General features: G+C 57.2%; 14 protein-coding genes. 4 read left to right on the plus strand and 10 right to left on the minus strand.

The window, feature by feature from the left end:
* Positions 1-21 precede the first annotated feature (21 nt).
* From GB927_RS25320 to GB927_RS25340, 5 genes are all read right to left on the minus strand, one after another.
* Positions 22-1,380: a multicopper oxidase family protein gene (locus GB927_RS25320; RefSeq protein WP_256119997.1), complete on the minus strand. Its 1,359-nt coding sequence runs from the start codon at positions 1,378-1,380 to the stop codon at positions 22-24.
* A gap of 14 nt (positions 1,381-1,394) precedes the next feature.
* Positions 1,395-2,855, minus strand: a complete 1,461-nt coding sequence (locus GB927_RS25325) for a TolC family protein (RefSeq protein WP_256119998.1) — start codon at positions 2,853-2,855, stop codon at positions 1,395-1,397.
* The gene (locus GB927_RS25330; protein ID WP_256119999.1) at positions 2,855-3,076 is read right to left on the minus strand and encodes a hypothetical protein; all 222 of its coding nucleotides are present in this window, start codon (positions 3,074-3,076) and stop codon (positions 2,855-2,857) included. The genes GB927_RS25325 and GB927_RS25330 overlap by 1 nt, the downstream gene beginning before the upstream one ends.
* Before the next feature lie 87 nt (positions 3,077-3,163).
* A complete protein-coding gene (locus GB927_RS25335; protein ID WP_256120000.1) occupies positions 3,164-3,589 on the minus strand; it encodes a hypothetical protein in 426 nt (141 codons plus the stop codon).
* A 122-nt stretch (positions 3,590-3,711) separates the two neighbouring features.
* The gene (locus tag GB927_RS25340; protein ID WP_256120001.1) at positions 3,712-3,984 is read right to left on the minus strand and encodes a hypothetical protein; all 273 of its coding nucleotides are present in this window, start codon (positions 3,982-3,984) and stop codon (positions 3,712-3,714) included.
* A 197-nt stretch (positions 3,985-4,181) separates the two neighbouring features.
* On the opposite strand from GB927_RS25340, the gene GB927_RS25345 reads away from it, so the two are divergent.
* The 4 genes from GB927_RS25345 (at position 4,182) to GB927_RS25360 (ending at position 7,359) form a co-directional block, all read left to right on the plus strand.
* Positions 4,182-4,859 carry a winged helix-turn-helix domain-containing protein gene (locus GB927_RS25345; RefSeq protein ID WP_256120002.1) on the plus strand — a complete coding sequence of 226 codons (678 nt, stop codon included), beginning with the start codon at positions 4,182-4,184 and terminating at the stop codon, positions 4,857-4,859.
* Complete coding sequence (locus GB927_RS25350; RefSeq protein WP_256120003.1) at positions 4,846-6,210, plus strand: sensor histidine kinase; 1,365 nt, start codon at positions 4,846-4,848, stop codon at positions 6,208-6,210. The genes GB927_RS25345 and GB927_RS25350 overlap by 14 nt, the downstream gene beginning before the upstream one ends.
* 394 nt (positions 6,211-6,604) lie before the next feature.
* The gene (locus tag GB927_RS25355; protein WP_256120004.1) at positions 6,605-7,027 is read left to right on the plus strand and encodes a DUF305 domain-containing protein; all 423 of its coding nucleotides are present in this window, start codon (positions 6,605-6,607) and stop codon (positions 7,025-7,027) included.
* The gene (locus GB927_RS25360) at positions 7,027-7,359 is read left to right on the plus strand and encodes a four-helix bundle copper-binding protein (protein ID WP_256120005.1); all 333 of its coding nucleotides are present in this window, start codon (positions 7,027-7,029) and stop codon (positions 7,357-7,359) included. The genes GB927_RS25355 and GB927_RS25360 overlap by 1 nt, the downstream gene beginning before the upstream one ends.
* A gap of 274 nt (positions 7,360-7,633) precedes the next feature.
* Here GB927_RS25360 and GB927_RS25365 read toward each other — a convergent pair whose 3' ends face one another.
* The 5 genes from GB927_RS25365 to GB927_RS25385 form a co-directional block, all read right to left on the minus strand.
* Complete coding sequence (locus tag GB927_RS25365) at positions 7,634-7,813, minus strand: DUF1289 domain-containing protein (RefSeq protein ID WP_256120006.1); 180 nt, start codon at positions 7,811-7,813, stop codon at positions 7,634-7,636.
* An 8-nt stretch (positions 7,814-7,821) separates the two neighbouring features.
* Positions 7,822-8,097 (minus strand): metal/formaldehyde-sensitive transcriptional repressor, encoded by a 276-nt coding sequence (locus GB927_RS25370; RefSeq protein WP_256120007.1) that lies wholly within the window; start codon positions 8,095-8,097, stop codon positions 7,822-7,824.
* Between the two features lie 30 nt (positions 8,098-8,127).
* Positions 8,128-9,072, minus strand: coding sequence for a CDF family Co(II)/Ni(II) efflux transporter DmeF (gene dmeF, locus GB927_RS25375; RefSeq protein ID WP_256120008.1), 945 nt, complete (start codon positions 9,070-9,072; stop codon positions 8,128-8,130).
* 457 nt (positions 9,073-9,529) lie between these two features.
* A complete protein-coding gene (locus tag GB927_RS25380) occupies positions 9,530-11,749 on the minus strand; it encodes a copper-transporting P-type ATPase (RefSeq protein WP_256120009.1) in 2,220 nt (739 codons plus the stop codon).
* A 12-nt stretch (positions 11,750-11,761) separates the two neighbouring features.
* Positions 11,762-13,225: a multicopper oxidase family protein gene (locus tag GB927_RS25385; protein ID WP_256120086.1), complete on the minus strand. Its 1,464-nt coding sequence runs from the start codon at positions 13,223-13,225 to the stop codon at positions 11,762-11,764.
* Between the last annotated feature and the right edge of the window lie 542 nt (positions 13,226-13,767).

Here is a 13,767-nt window from a genome sequence, read left to right on the forward strand (position 1 = left end):
CCTTTGGTTGAGAGTATCTAATCAGCCGTGATCCGAGTGCTTCGGAGTGAGCTTTGTCTTTGCATCCTTGGCCTTGGGAATATCCGGAAGTGCTCCCGTCCATTCCCAAGCCTGTGTACCGGGTGGGTTTTCGTACCAGCCCGGGTCGCTGTAATCGCCCGCCGAGATGCCCTCGCGGACCTTCACCACGGAGAACATACCCCCCATCTCGATAGGGCCGTGGGGACCCCATCCAGTCATCATGGGAACGGTGTTTTCCGGTATCTCCATCGACATTTCACCCATATCCGCCATACCGGCGGTGCCCATGGGCATATACTCGGGACGGAATTGCCTGATCTTCTTGGCAACCTCCTTCTTGTCGACGCCGATGAACGTCGGGATTTCGTGTCCCATCGCGTTCATGGTGTGGTGCGACTTGTGGCAATGAATTGCCCAGTCGCCGACATACTTGGCGTCAAATTCGTACGCCCGCATCGCACCGACGGGGATGTCGATGCTGACTTCCGGCCAACGCGCCTCCGGCCGGACCCAGCCGCCGTCGGTACATGTCACCTCGAAATCGTAACCGTGCATGTGGATCGGGTGATTGGTCATCGTCAGGTTGCCGACGCGCACACGCACCCGGTCGTCCTTGGAGACGACCAGCGGGTCGATGCCGGGAAAGACGCGGCTGTTCCAGGTCCAAAGGTTGAAGTCCGTCATTTCCATGACACGCGGAACGTAGGTGCCGGGATCTATGTCGTAGCCGCTAAGCAGAAACACAAAGTCCCGATCGACGCGCATGAACTTCGGGTCTTTTGGATGGATGACAAAGAAACCCATCATGCCCATTGCCATCTGGACCATTTCGTCCGAGTGCGGGTGGTACATGAAGGTGCCGGACTTCACGAGATCGAACTCGTAGACGAACGTCTTGCCGACGGGGATGTGGGGCTGCGACAAACCACCGACACCATCCATGCCTGATGGGAGGATCATCCCATGCCAGTGGATGGTCGTGTGCTCCGGTAGCTTGTTGGTCACAAATATGCGAACACGATCCCCCTCGACCGCCTCGATTGTCGGTCCCGGGGACTGGCCGTTGTAGCCCCACAGATAGGCCGTCATGCCCTCGGCCATCTCGCGCTCGACAGGCTCCGCGACAAGGTGAAATTCCTTGACGCCGTTGTTCATGCGGTAGGGCAATGTCCAGCCGTTCAGCGTTACGACGGGGGTGTATTCCGGCCCGCTGGTCGGACGTACTGGGGTCTGGGTGGCTGCCGTGTCCATGATCGCGGCTTCCGGCAGGCCCATGTTGGAGGTCTGCCCCCAGGATGTGGAGGAGACGAGCGCTGCGCTGGCCGCGCCGGCTCCAAGAAACTGTCTTCTATTGAACATCTTCGTTTCCTTTCTCAGTGCCCGCCGCTTTCGGCTTCCTCAGCCGATGCGACTTCGGTCTCCGCCGATGCCGACCCCGTGCTGCCGCCATAGATGACAGGTGCAAGGTTCGCTTCCGCGAGCCAGAAGTCGCGCTTGGCGTTGACGGCAAGGATGGTGGAGTCGATCTTTTCACGGGTATCCGCGATCAGTTCGAAGGTGCTGGTGATCATGCCGTTGTAGGTGAGGAGGGACTGTTCCTCGATTGCACTACGAAGCGGCAGAACACTGTTTCGGTAGTGACGGGCGATGTCATAGTTCGACCGATATGCCACGTAAGCGGACCGAGCCTCGGAGCGAATATTGACAGCCTTTTCCGCAAGCTGGTTGGCAGCCCGCATGTAGGCGAGTTCGCCTTTCCGCATCCGGGCCTGACCGGAATCGAAGATCGGTATCGTGAACTCTAGTGACGCAGTCTTCGAGATGCTGCGATGGATTTTCCCATCCTCAAGCTCCCGTTCCTGTTCCAGTGTGCCGACCAGCTCAATGTCGGTGACGAACCGGGTGACATCCTCCAGCTTGTAGGATTGAGCGGTTGCATCAAGCTCCAGGCGTGCGACCTGCAGGTCCATGCGTTTTTGGATCGCCTCGGCTTCGATGTCGTCCCGCTTGATCAAGCCCTTCGGCAGCGAAGGCAGGCGGTTCGGAATCTGGAAGTTAATATCCGATCCGGACAACCCCATCAGCCGGATCAACTCTTCCTTGGCGAGTTTCGCTTCCAGACGCGCCTTCGCAGTTTCGCCTGTCAACTCGGCATAGAAAACGTGCTCACGCGCCTGATCGGCTTTCGCCATCGATCCGGCTTCGCCAATCTTCTTCGCCAACTCGGAGGCGGCGTCGGCGGCAACCTTGGCCTGGTTGAGATAGACAACATTTTCCCATGCAGCTACGGCATTGATCCATGCGCGGCGGGTTTCTGAAGCCAGCGAGATCGTTTCGAGTGCCGCGTTCAACTGTGCCTGCCGAAATCGGGTTTCCGCCAGTTTGATGTTTTTGTCGTAGGTGGCCAGCGCAAGGATGTTTGCGGCAATGGCGCCTTCCAAAACCCGGTATGCTTCGAGACCAGGGGTGCCGATACCAGAAAGTCCTACTGAGAACGACGGGAGGACGGACAGCTTTGTCTGCCAAGCGTCAGCCGCACTGTCGCCGAGATCGGCGTAAGATGCCTGCAAGCCCTTGTTGTTTAGAAGTGCGACCTGGACGGCGGTCTCGACGTCGATGGTCTTTTTGGCCATCAGCGCCTTTACGCGTTCGCGTGTCTGCTCCGCCTGCTGGCGGTTCTGTACCCACACAGTCTGCTTACCGGTCGCCTCGGAACTCTTTGCGGAAGCGCTGGCGAAACCCGCATCCTTCGCTGAATACCCGGTGCTTACGCAGCCGGTTGCGAAAATCGGAAGCACCAGGGTCGAGATCAGTTTGATCTTCAGCGATACCATCATGCACCTCCGCCGGGTGCTTGGGCATCGTTGAGACCACGCCACGGCTTGGGATCGACCGGCACGCGGTGGGAATAGGCACCGACGGGGTTCTGGTAAGCGATAGGGGCGACATCGACTACCGTGTCGGGATGATTGGAAGAGGCAACGACTTCGGGCAGCGTGGATGCACATCCGCTCACAACGAACGGAAGAGCAGCCACCAGGAACAAACGTTTCATGGTGAAAATCCGAGAAATAGATGACAGGCGCGTCAGAGCGCGTAATCGCGCAAAGACACAGAAACACCCTCAAAGGGCGGCTACTTCTCAGATATTAGGCGGCAGATGCAAACGTGGTGCCAAACCGACATAGCGCGTGTCATCGATAAAGCCGTGGACCGGTTCGAGACGCGGATGGGCTAGTGTCGCGCTGCCGCAGTCAATGGCCGTGACGCCACAATAGTCCTGACAGCAGCTTTTCTTCGAGCTTTTGGAGTCGGCATGGTCGTGTTGGTCGCCATGGTGGTCATCGACGGCCATGGCAGCGTGATCGCTGCCATGGGACATTGAATGGTCCGCCTCGACCTGGGTCGCTTCGACCGGCACTTCCGGATGCATTGCAGCGTTGACTGTAGACAAGCTATATCCAGCCAGTGACACAAGGATCACCAGTCGGAAGGCCAGCGCTACGGCTGCAGATGCGAATCGAAAAATTCCGCTCATACTTAAATAGATCGCTAGACCCTTGGACATTGTCAATCGACGCTCCTCTCAATCACGGATTCGCGCCGTTTGTGTGGCATATCCACCACGCGCCAAAAATGGGAGCCCGCTCGGCAGCTCGCGAGCCGACGAGCGTGTGTTGGCCGTTGCCGTTAATTGCTGCGGTTCTTCTTCAGGTAGTCTGCCTGCGGATCGATAATCGATACCGAGCCATACCGGCTGTTGGTACGTTCGACCTTGCCGTTGTCCAGGACCCTGAAGCTAACGTCGGGATCGGACGTCGACGATGCCGACTCTCCCGGATTGCCGTGTCCCTGCGTAATCTTCGCGATGGGTGAAGCGGTTTCGCTGAGCATGGTGTTGGCGAAGGCACCCGAGGTGACGGACAGCAGGGAGACAACGGTGACGGCGATTTGTTTCATCATGATCTATTCCTCGTTTAAACTGCTACGTGCAGCATTTGGAATTTAGATCGCTCGTTTTTCGGCCACCTGTCCCGCACTATACAAATTTGTAAACCGGGGATCACAATATCTGCCGCAAGAATGCCCGAATCTCAGAGCGTTGAAGTGAGCTACCGGTTTCACTACAGGGCCAAAACTCAAGAAGAATTCTTTGCCGCATGAAAATACTTCTAGTCGAAGATGATCAGATCACAGGAACCTACATTCAAAAGGGTTTGAGCACTGCAGGGCACGCAGTAGACTGGCTCCGGGATGGGCGTGACGCGCTCGCGGCGGGCTTGGACCCGGGGTACGATGTTCTCGTTGTAGATCGAATGATCCCTGGTCTGGATGGCCTGAATCTCGTCAAAGGCTTACGAGCAGCATCGGTTCGAACGCCAGTGTTGTTTCTCACGGCAATGAGCGGTGTGGACGATAGGGTCGAGGGACTGGAAGCAGGCGGTGATGATTATCTAGTGAAGCCTTTTGCGTTTTCAGAACTGACTGCTCGGATCAATGCCCTTGTTCGACGCCCGCCAATTGCAATGGAAAGGACAAAGTTGCGGGTAGGTGACTTGGAGATGGACCTGGTCACCAGAACCGCCAGTCGCGCCGGGCAGCGCATCGAACTCCTACCGCGCGAATTCTCGTTGCTAGAACTGTTGATGCGCAACGAGGGGAGGGTTCTCACAAAAACGATGTTCCTCGAAAAGATATGGAACTTCAATTTCGACCCGCAAAGTTCCGTTGTGGAAACCCACATCAGCCGCCTGAGGGCGAAAATTGACAAACCATTCGCGAATCCACTTTTGCACACAGTCAAAAACACCGGTTATACGTTGCATGCTCGCGGGTAACGTATTCAAGAGCACGGCTGTCCGGCTCGCGATCATCTATATTGCACTGTTTGCGATTGCCTATCTCGTAGCGAATATCGCGGCCTACCAGATGGCGGTGCGGTTCCTGGATGATCGGCTGAATGCCAATGTCATGGAACGGTACCGAGAAATTGCCTCAGCCTATGAGGCGCGAGGTCTCGGCGGCGCTGCTCAAATGATCGAGAGCCATGGCCCTGCCATCAGGGGCCAGGAGACAATGTACACACTGCGAGGGCCCGCTGGCGAACTGGTCGCCGGTAACGCGGAGCTGGCAGATGTGCCAGCAGGGTTCTCGCTGCTCCGGCCGGAGGACCAACACGCAAGCACGTCGCACTACAAGTTGTTCCGAGGCCCATTGGGTGAAAACGACCTGACCGTTGGTATCAGCTACCGCGACACCGACGAACTGGCCCGGATAGTTTTGATAAGTTTCGGGTGGGCGACCGCGATCATCCTTGCCGTCGGTATGACAGGAGCGGCGATCCTGGCCTATCGCACTCGTAAGCGCATCTTCGTCCTCTCCCGCACCGCGCACGAAATTGGACATGGCGAGCTTTCTAAACGGCTTCCAGTTTCACCTCGGATGGATGAAATCGACGTCCTTTCTTCTGAGATCAATGTCGCGTTGGCGCGGCTGGAATTGAGCGTTTCTACCCTCAAACAGGTAACCACGGACGTTGCTCACGATCTGAAGACACCGATTGGGCGGACCTTCCTTGTCCTTGAGGATGCCATGGAATCCGATGGGGTCGGGGATATGAGAGGCGGGATCGAAACCGCCTTGGTCGAACTTAAATCCATTGCCGACACCTTCGACGCCCTCCTGCGGATCGCGCAGATCGAGGCGCGCATCCGAACAGAAAACTTCACCGTGTTCGATCTGAAGCCCTTGGTCACTGACCTTTACGAAATCTACGAGGCTATTGCTGTCGAGGCTGGATACGAGCTATCCCTGAGTATCGGATGTGGAGCTTGCCTTATAAATGGTGATCCCGATCTCATCCGGCAGTTGTTGGCCAACCTTCTGACGAACTCAATGAGGCATACGCCAGACGGGTCGAAAATCGCTTTAGAACTCTCGCGTGGCCATCGCACCATCAGTTTGGGCGTTTCAGATAACGGCTCTGGGATTCCTCGTGAAGAACGGAAACGCGTTTTCGACCGGTTTTATCGCCTCGAAAAGAGCAGAACGACAACCGGGTCTGGATTGGGTCTCAGCCTGGTCAAGGCAATCGCTGAGTTGCACGGCGCAAATACCGAACTGCTGGATAACGAGCCCGGTCTCCAGGTCGTCACAAAGTTTCCAGAGGCGGAGAACGGGAACCTTTAAGCTCTACCAGGGTTTGCATTTGAGTTTTGGGAGCTTTGAATGCAGGTGCGAACCCAACTTCGGGAAGTTCTGCGCGCGATCAGTGTTTTGCTGATGGTGCTCCACGTCATGGCCGCTACACCCGCTGGGGCACACCAAATGGGGTGTAGCGAGGTTGAGGTTAGCACAAGCGATTCCCACCGGGAGATGTTTCCCACGGGCACTTGCTGCACCAACCTTCATTGCTGCCCGGTCATCCAGGACGTTTCGACACCTGGGCCACCGCTTGCGATCCGATATCTCCCAGAAATACGGCTTCAAACAGATGTCGCCCTCGTGCTCGACAAATCCATCGACCCACCCCCTCGAACCCTGTCGCTGTGACGTGTTTTCCTCTCACAAACAGGAGTTCAAAATGAAAACCCTTCTGAAATCATCCGTCGCCGCAATCCTACTGGCCACCGTAGTCGGCTCGTTCCCGGCCGCAGCACAGATGGCGTATCCGGAGAAATGTAAGTCCGACATGGCCAAACCGGGTGACACCGCGATGCAAGGCCACGAAATGTCCATGCCCGAAATGACTGACTACCAGAAAGACTCGATGGACGGCATGAAGATGATGAACATGAACATGATGCAGGGAATGATGAAAAAAGACCCTGACGTCTCGTTCGTGTGCGGCATGATTGCGCACCATATGGGTGCAATCAGCATGGCTGAGGTCGAACTGAAACACGGCGATAACGCTGAGGCTAAAGCGGCAGCTCAGAAAATTATCGACGATCAAACGAAGGAGGTCGAAGAGCTGACGTCCTGGGTCGATAAGGAGGTCAAGTGATGCATCATCAATCCTCCGAGATGAAAGCCTGCATCGAAAGCTGCTTGGCCTGCTACAGCGAATGTTTATCTATGGCGATGGGGCACTGTTTGGATGTGGGCGGCAAGCATACCGAGCCTGCGCACTTCAAGCTGATGATGGCGTGCGCCGAAATTTGCCGGACGTCGGCTCATTTCATGCTCATCGGTAGCGATCACCATGAGCACATTTGCCGAGAATGCGCCGAGATTTGCCGCCAGTGTGCCGATGATTGCGAACGGGTCGGTGATATGCAGGGCTGCGTGGACGCATGCCGCAGATGTGCGGAGAGTTGTGAGCAGATGGCCGCGTGACCTGAGGTGGCCCCGACGACTCCTCGTCGGGGCCACCACTTCATTGACGTGCAGCGCGCAACGATGACGACGTTCATGAGCATGTAGAGGTTGGTACGAATTATGATTTCCTCTTGGCTGCGGGTACTCACTACGGTGCGTTGGGGTCCATGGTAGGCTCGCAGAAATCTGAGTTTCTTTGTGTACCGCTACAGAACTCACGTCTACTTGAGCGTTTTCTTTCACTTGAGCATTTGATGGAGTTGTCTTGCCGATCTTCACGCGGGCGGCAAATTCATGAACGTTCAACCCGGCGTTTCATGCGCCGTTTCAACTCGGTCGATAGGGTCGTGCGGCGGTAGGGCGACAGTTTGCGCCAAGCCTTGATTTCATCAGCAGTCCTGCCGCAGCCCAAGCACCATGTGTTGCGTGGGTCGAAACGACAGACATCGGTGCAGGGCGAGTTGTTCTTCATGACAAACCTTATTTTAGATAGGCGCGAACAACGTCGATCAACTCGGCCGCGCCCTCATCCCGTTCCTTCTGGGTAAGCCCCTCTGCGGCAAGATGCATGCGGATGTGGTCTTCAATGACCTCGCCCATGAGGCCGTTCATCGCTCCCCGCGCTCCGGCAATGGACTGCATGACCTCGACGCAGCCCTTTCCGTCATCGAGCATCCGCTCGATGCCTTCCATTTGCCCGCGGATGCGTCGCACGCGGTTTATCAGCTTTTGCTTCTCTCGGGTGGTGTGAGTCATGCCAGTACTCCTCGGATGCACAGTTGAAGGCTAGGCCGCGCGGGCTTCGACCTCCACTGTCACATGCGACAAATCATGGATAGCGGCAAGTTTTGCGCGGTAGTATGATGGCGTTTTGGGGTGATCGGCCACAAGTGAAACGATCGCGCCATGGTGGCCAGGCCCGAGCTGCCAGATGTGAAGATCAACGATCTCCGCGCCTTCCTTGCCGATGATCTCCTGAATTTCCTCCGGCAGGTCTTCGCCTGGTGGAATGTAGTCGAGGAGCACGCCTCCTGCGTCGCGGATCAACCCCCACGACCAGCGGGCGATCACGATGGCTCCGACAATTCCGATCGCTGGGTCCAGCCATCGCCAGCCGTAGAGGCTGCCGAAGACCAGTGCACCGATCGCCAGAACCGAGGTCAGGGCATCGGCCAGCACGTGGACATAGGCGGCGCGAAGGTTCTGATCCTTTGCTACCGCGTGCCCGTGGCCATGGTGGTCATGCCCGTGATGGTGGTCGCCCCGTAGAAGCCACGCGCAGACAAGATTCACGATCAGGCCGACAACAGCCACCATGATGGCTTCCTTGAAATTGATTGCGACGGGTGATTGGAAGCGTAGGAAGCTTTCCCAACCAATCAGCAGCGCAATCAGCGCCAGCACCACAGCACTTGCAAAGCCTGCGAGGTCTCCGAGCTTGCCGGTACCAAATGAAAAGCGACGGTTGTCGGCGTGTTTGCGGGCATAGAGATAGGCCAGTGCCGCGATGAGGAGGGCAGCGGCGTGGGTGGACATATGCCAGCCATCCGCCGTGAGAGCCATCGATCCGAACATGTTGCCGGCGACGATCTCCACCACCATCATGGTCGCCGTGATCGCGATCACGAGCCACGTGCGCCGTTCGTTCCGCGCGTGGTTGTCGCCGAGGAAGAAATGCTCATGGGTGGCGTCGAGCGAGCGGCCATGGTTGTGCCCGTGGAATGAATTCATCACTGTAGCTCCATCATATTAATATAGGGGGGTATACCATATTGCTCAATTTTGGCAATCCTTCCCATAAACGTCTAGGTCACGAAAATCACAGCGTCTGTCCGACGCTTGGAAACGTGGGTGTCCCGCAGCGAGACTGAATGCTCAGCCGCGTAGTGGGCGTTAAAAAACGCCTATCGCCTTGCTTTCACCTCCACCTGGAAATTTGGCCGCCCGAGGAGGAAAAGCCTATCTTTCCGGGTTTGCCAGTCAGGCCTCGGACAAGCTGGAGCACCATGATCCGGAGTGAAACATCCGCCTTCGTTGTAATATCAAGATTACTGCATACGCCGGGATCGCGGCGAGGAGCGCGATTTTGCCGCATGCTGCCGAGCCGCAGCTAAGATGGGTGAAAGCGATGCAAATTCCAGATGGAAGCGCGCGCAACGAGCGCGCGACCCGTAGGAAGGGTGGGCCATTACAGGGCCGTGCTTCTAAGCCTGAGCGAGTTGCCAATTACGCTCACCGACGACAGCGCCATGGCTGCCGCTGCGATGATCGGAGACAAGAGCAGCCCGAAAGACGGGTATAGAATACCGGCTGCCACTGGCACACCCGCCGCGTTGTAGATAAAGGCGAAGAACAGGTTTTGGCGAATGTTTGCCATCGTTGCTCGGCTGAGCTGACGGGCACGTACAATTCCCTGTAGGTCGCCTTTCAGCAGGGTGACACCAGCACTTTCGATAGCAACGTCGGTACCGGTACCCATGGCGATGCCAACGTCGGCAGCTGCCAGGGCAGGAGCATCGTTGACACCGTCGCCCGCCATGGCAACGATTTTGCCCTCGCTTCTCAGTCGGGAAACAATCTTGCTTTTGTCTTCGGGAAGCACCTCTGCCTCTACTTCCGAAATCCCCAGACGACGTGACACCGCAAGCGCCGTCGTCTTGTTGTCGCCAGTTAGCATCACCACCCTGACCCCTTCCGCGACAAGGGCCTTGACGGCTTCCGGGGTTGTCACCTTCACGGGGTCGGCGATAGCAAACAATCCCTCGACATGCCCATCGGCAGCCATGAAGATGACCGTTGCGCCCTCGTTTCGCAGTTCTTCGGCCTGAACTGTGACCGAGGATACGTCGATACTGTTTTCTTCCATGATCCGGTGGCTGCCGAGGACTAGCTTTTTGCCATTGACGACCCCCGTCACGCCCTTGCCCACCGGGCTGTCAAAGTCCTGAGCATCCCCAACGGCAATTCCGCGTTCTGTCGCCGCGTTGACAATAGCAAGGGCGAGCGGGTGTTCGCTCGACCTTTCAAGCGTCGCCGCCGTCTGGAGAAGGTCAGTTTCGGAGACGCCGTCACGCGGAACGATGGCGGTTAATTTTGGCCGACCCTCGGTTAGGGTTCCGGTTTTATCGACTACTAGCGTATTGACCTTTTCGAACCGCTCAAGTGCCTCCGCGTTCTTGATCAGGACACCAAGCCCAGCACCTCGGCCAACGCCGACCATAATCGACATGGGTGTAGCAAGGCCGAGCGCGCACGGGCAGGCGATAATCAAAACTGCGACAGCTGCAACAAGCCCATGGGCGAAGCGCGGCTCAGGGCCAATGAAGAACCAAACAAAAAAGGAGATGATTGCCACGGCGATGACTACCGGCACGAACCACCCGGAAACTTCGTCTGCCAGACGCTGGATAGGAGCCCGCGAACGCTGAGCCTCGGCAACCATTTTCACGATCTGGGAAAGCATGGTGTCCTTGCCGACCTTACCGGCCTCCATGATGAAGCCACCGGTCTGGTTCATCGTGCCCCCGATCAACTTTGAACCAACTTCCTTTGTAACCGGCATCGATTCGCCGGTTATCATGGACTCGTCGATGGAGCTGCGACCTTCCAGAAGGGCACCATCGACCGGGACCTTTTCACCTGGCCGAACACGCAAGCGGTCTCCGACCGATACGGCGTCGAGGCCAATATCCTCGTCGCTACCGTCATCATTGACGCGCCTTGCGGTCTTTGGAGCCAGATCGAGAAGCGCACGTATAGCACCCCCGGTCTGTTCCCGCGCCCGAAGCTCCAGTACCTGGCCAAGCAACACGAGAACCGTGATCACCGCCGCCGCCTCGAAATAAACGGCGACTGCACCCTCGCTTGAGCGAAACGTTTCCGGGAAGATACCTGGCATGATCGTCGCAACCACGCTGTAAATCCAGGCGACGCCGGTGCCCATGGCGATGAGCGTAAACATGTTTAGGTGGCGGGTGATGACGGACTGCCAACCTCGTTCAAAGAATGGCCAGCCGGCCCAAAGAACCACCGGTGTTGCCAAAACCAGCTGGACCCAGTTCGAGGTCTGTGGCCCGAGCACCATGTGCAGGTTCGTCAGGTGCCCGCCCATTTCCAGAATAAGTACCGGCACAGACAGGATTAAACCGATCCAGAATCTGCGTGTCATGTCGATCAGTTCGGCGCTTGGCCCCGTCGCGACCTCCGGCGTTTCCGGTTCCAGAGCCATGCCGCAGATTGGGCAGTTCCCCGGCCCTGGCTGACGAACTTGGGGATGCATCGGGCAGGTGTAGACGACACCCTCGGCTGCATCGATGGACGTTGCAGGCTTCAATGGAACCACGTTCGATGAGTGATCGTGGCCATGCTCGTGTCGATGGTGGGCATGCCCACGATGTTCGCTCGTCATGTCAGCCTCCCGTTAGATTGCGCCGTCATAGGTGACGAACGACATCATGCCCGTCGCCATATGGTAGAGGTGGTGGCAATGCAGCGGCCAGCGACCCTGGTTTTTCGCATCGAATTCGATGGTAACCTGGGTCATGGGCGGAAGGACCACAGTGTCGCGCACCGCGCCTGTCAGTTTCTCTCCATTGATTTCCACGACCTGAAAATGGTGACCATGTAGGTGCATAGGATGGGCCATCATCGACATGTTGTGCATCGATATCTGTACTCGCTGCCCCTTGGCGACATTCAGCGGCTCCGACTCTCCGATCTGCCAAGTGTACTTCGCCATGTCGCCAGTGAGCATCAAAGCGTAGTGACGATCAGGGGGGCGGACCGCCAGCGGCGTCAGGCTAACGAACTGCTTCTCCAATGCGAGGTCAAGGACCGGGCCCTTTTCCGTGCCCAGGGCATCGATTTTGCCCAATTGGGCGTCGGCGGTGGCAAGGACGATGCCTGTTCGTTCCTGAGCTCCTTCGCGCAGGGCCAGAATGGGAAAGGTGCCCGGTCCGGCGGGCAGTTTCACTCTGACATCGACGCGCTGGCCCATAAAAACAGGGAAGCGACGTCCGACGATTGGGACGATATTGATTCCGTCGACCGCAATCAGCTCACCGTCGACGGAGCCTGTGTCGATGGTGAAAGCCGTCGCTGTGGCACCATTGATGATGCGCAGTCGGACTCGGCCACCTTTCTCTACCTGAACGACCTCGGGATCATCAAGGGTCCGGTCGTTGGCGAGATAGGCGTCGTATTCGATGTCGTTGAAGTCCATGGTCTGCATGTCCCTCGTCGGCATCGCCGTGGCCGCATCACCACCCACCGGCATCTGGTGACCGGCATGCTGGCTCGTCAGTATGGTCGACATGTCGCCGTGATCCATCGGCATGCCATGGCCAGACCCTTCAGACTGAAGACCCGCCAACAACTCTTCGGGCGATTTGAACGAAAAATCATGGAGGAGGACCACCACTTCCTGTGCGTCAGTTGCCCGATCTCCGGCGGTTCGTACAATCAAAGGTGCCGCCAAAAGGCTCTGTTCCTGAAGCGTGTGGGCATGCATCCAGTGGGTGCCGCCGTTGCCAACGGGGAAATCGTACAGTCTGGTTTCTTTCGCGTTCAAAAGGGTCGCAGGATTGTCAGGAACTCCATCCATGCTCCATGGCGGCGTTAGCCCATGCCAGTGGATCAAGGTTTCCTCTGCTGTTTCATTGAGGAGGCGGACATTGAACTGTGTTTCCGCGTCCAGGACGAGTCCTGCTCCGCCGTTGCGGTTCGTGAGCCCGAACACGGTTGCAGGCTTACCGTTCACTTCAAGGACACGTTTTCTGATAATCAAGTCGGTCACGGGTGCGCTGGCTCGGGCGACGGCGGCACCCAGTGGTGAAATTGCCGCTGCGCCGATGGCCAGCGTTTTCAAAAAATGTCGACGATGCATGGTGTCTCTCTCGATCTCGGTCGGCATGCCGACCATGTTGTTGATGATTGTGCCGCGCATCGGCACGAGGCCGTCAGGCAACAGATCGAGGGGGTTCAAACCCAGGTGAGGGGACATGCCCTGAAAGGCGCACCAGCCAATGTATTTGTGGGCGAGCGGAAAACGGCGCTCTTATCTCTGGGAGTGAATCGGCGATTGTCGTAGAGCAGACTGGACAAGCGGAGCTGCAGCAAGTCTTGTCATTGAGCGCATCATTAGACGACACCGCATGGTGGTGATCCTGCTCATGCACGACGGTTGAACTATGTGCGCTGTCACACGTATGAATGGCGGCGTGCGAAGCAGGCGCGCTTAGGAAGATTGCGGCGGCGATCAGAGCTACCACAACCCTCCAGAAGTCCGATCTCTTGTCACACCAGCTCATTGCTCAACTCGCCTTCGCCGCATCGAACGTTACTCGTTCAAGCCTTGCCGACATTGATCTCTGTCAACACCGTGCTCGTAGAGTGATGCTGCCCCTTCCAACGGTGGAAAGGTCAAGG

The organism is Shinella lacus, assembly GCF_010994755.1.
Lineage (GTDB): Bacteria > Pseudomonadota > Alphaproteobacteria > Rhizobiales > Rhizobiaceae > Shinella > Shinella lacus.

Excerpts from the sequence above, each read along its gene's own strand:
- GB927_RS25320 (WP_256119997.1), bottom strand. The coding sequence starts at position 1,380 with ATGTTCAATAGAAGACAGTTTCTTGGAGCCGGCGCGGCCAGCGCAGCG.
- GB927_RS25325 (WP_256119998.1), bottom strand. The coding sequence starts at position 2,855 with ATGGTATCGCTGAAGATCAAACTGATCTCGACCCTGGTGCTTCCGATT.
- GB927_RS25330 (WP_256119999.1), bottom strand. The coding sequence starts at position 3,076 with ATGAAACGTTTGTTCCTGGTGGCTGCTCTTCCGTTCGTTGTGAGCGGA.
- GB927_RS25335 (WP_256120000.1), bottom strand. The coding sequence starts at position 3,589 with ATGTCCAAGGGTCTAGCGATCTATTTAAGTATGAGCGGAATTTTTCGA.
- GB927_RS25340 (WP_256120001.1), bottom strand. The coding sequence starts at position 3,984 with ATGATGAAACAAATCGCCGTCACCGTTGTCTCCCTGCTGTCCGTCACC.
- GB927_RS25345 (WP_256120002.1), top strand. The coding sequence starts at position 4,182 with ATGAAAATACTTCTAGTCGAAGATGATCAGATCACAGGAACCTACATT.
- GB927_RS25350 (WP_256120003.1), top strand. The coding sequence starts at position 4,846 with ATGCTCGCGGGTAACGTATTCAAGAGCACGGCTGTCCGGCTCGCGATC.
- GB927_RS25355 (WP_256120004.1), top strand. The coding sequence starts at position 6,605 with ATGAAAACCCTTCTGAAATCATCCGTCGCCGCAATCCTACTGGCCACC.
- GB927_RS25360 (WP_256120005.1), top strand. The coding sequence starts at position 7,027 with ATGCATCATCAATCCTCCGAGATGAAAGCCTGCATCGAAAGCTGCTTG.
- GB927_RS25365 (WP_256120006.1), bottom strand. The coding sequence starts at position 7,813 with ATGAAGAACAACTCGCCCTGCACCGATGTCTGTCGTTTCGACCCACGC.
- GB927_RS25370 (WP_256120007.1), bottom strand. The coding sequence starts at position 8,097 with ATGACTCACACCACCCGAGAGAAGCAAAAGCTGATAAACCGCGTGCGA.
- dmeF (WP_256120008.1), bottom strand. The coding sequence starts at position 9,072 with ATGAATTCATTCCACGGGCACAACCATGGCCGCTCGCTCGACGCCACC.
- GB927_RS25380 (WP_256120009.1), bottom strand. The coding sequence starts at position 11,749 with ATGACGAGCGAACATCGTGGGCATGCCCACCATCGACACGAGCATGGC.
- GB927_RS25385 (WP_256120086.1), bottom strand. The coding sequence starts at position 13,225 with ATGCATCGTCGACATTTTTTGAAAACGCTGGCCATCGGCGCAGCGGCA.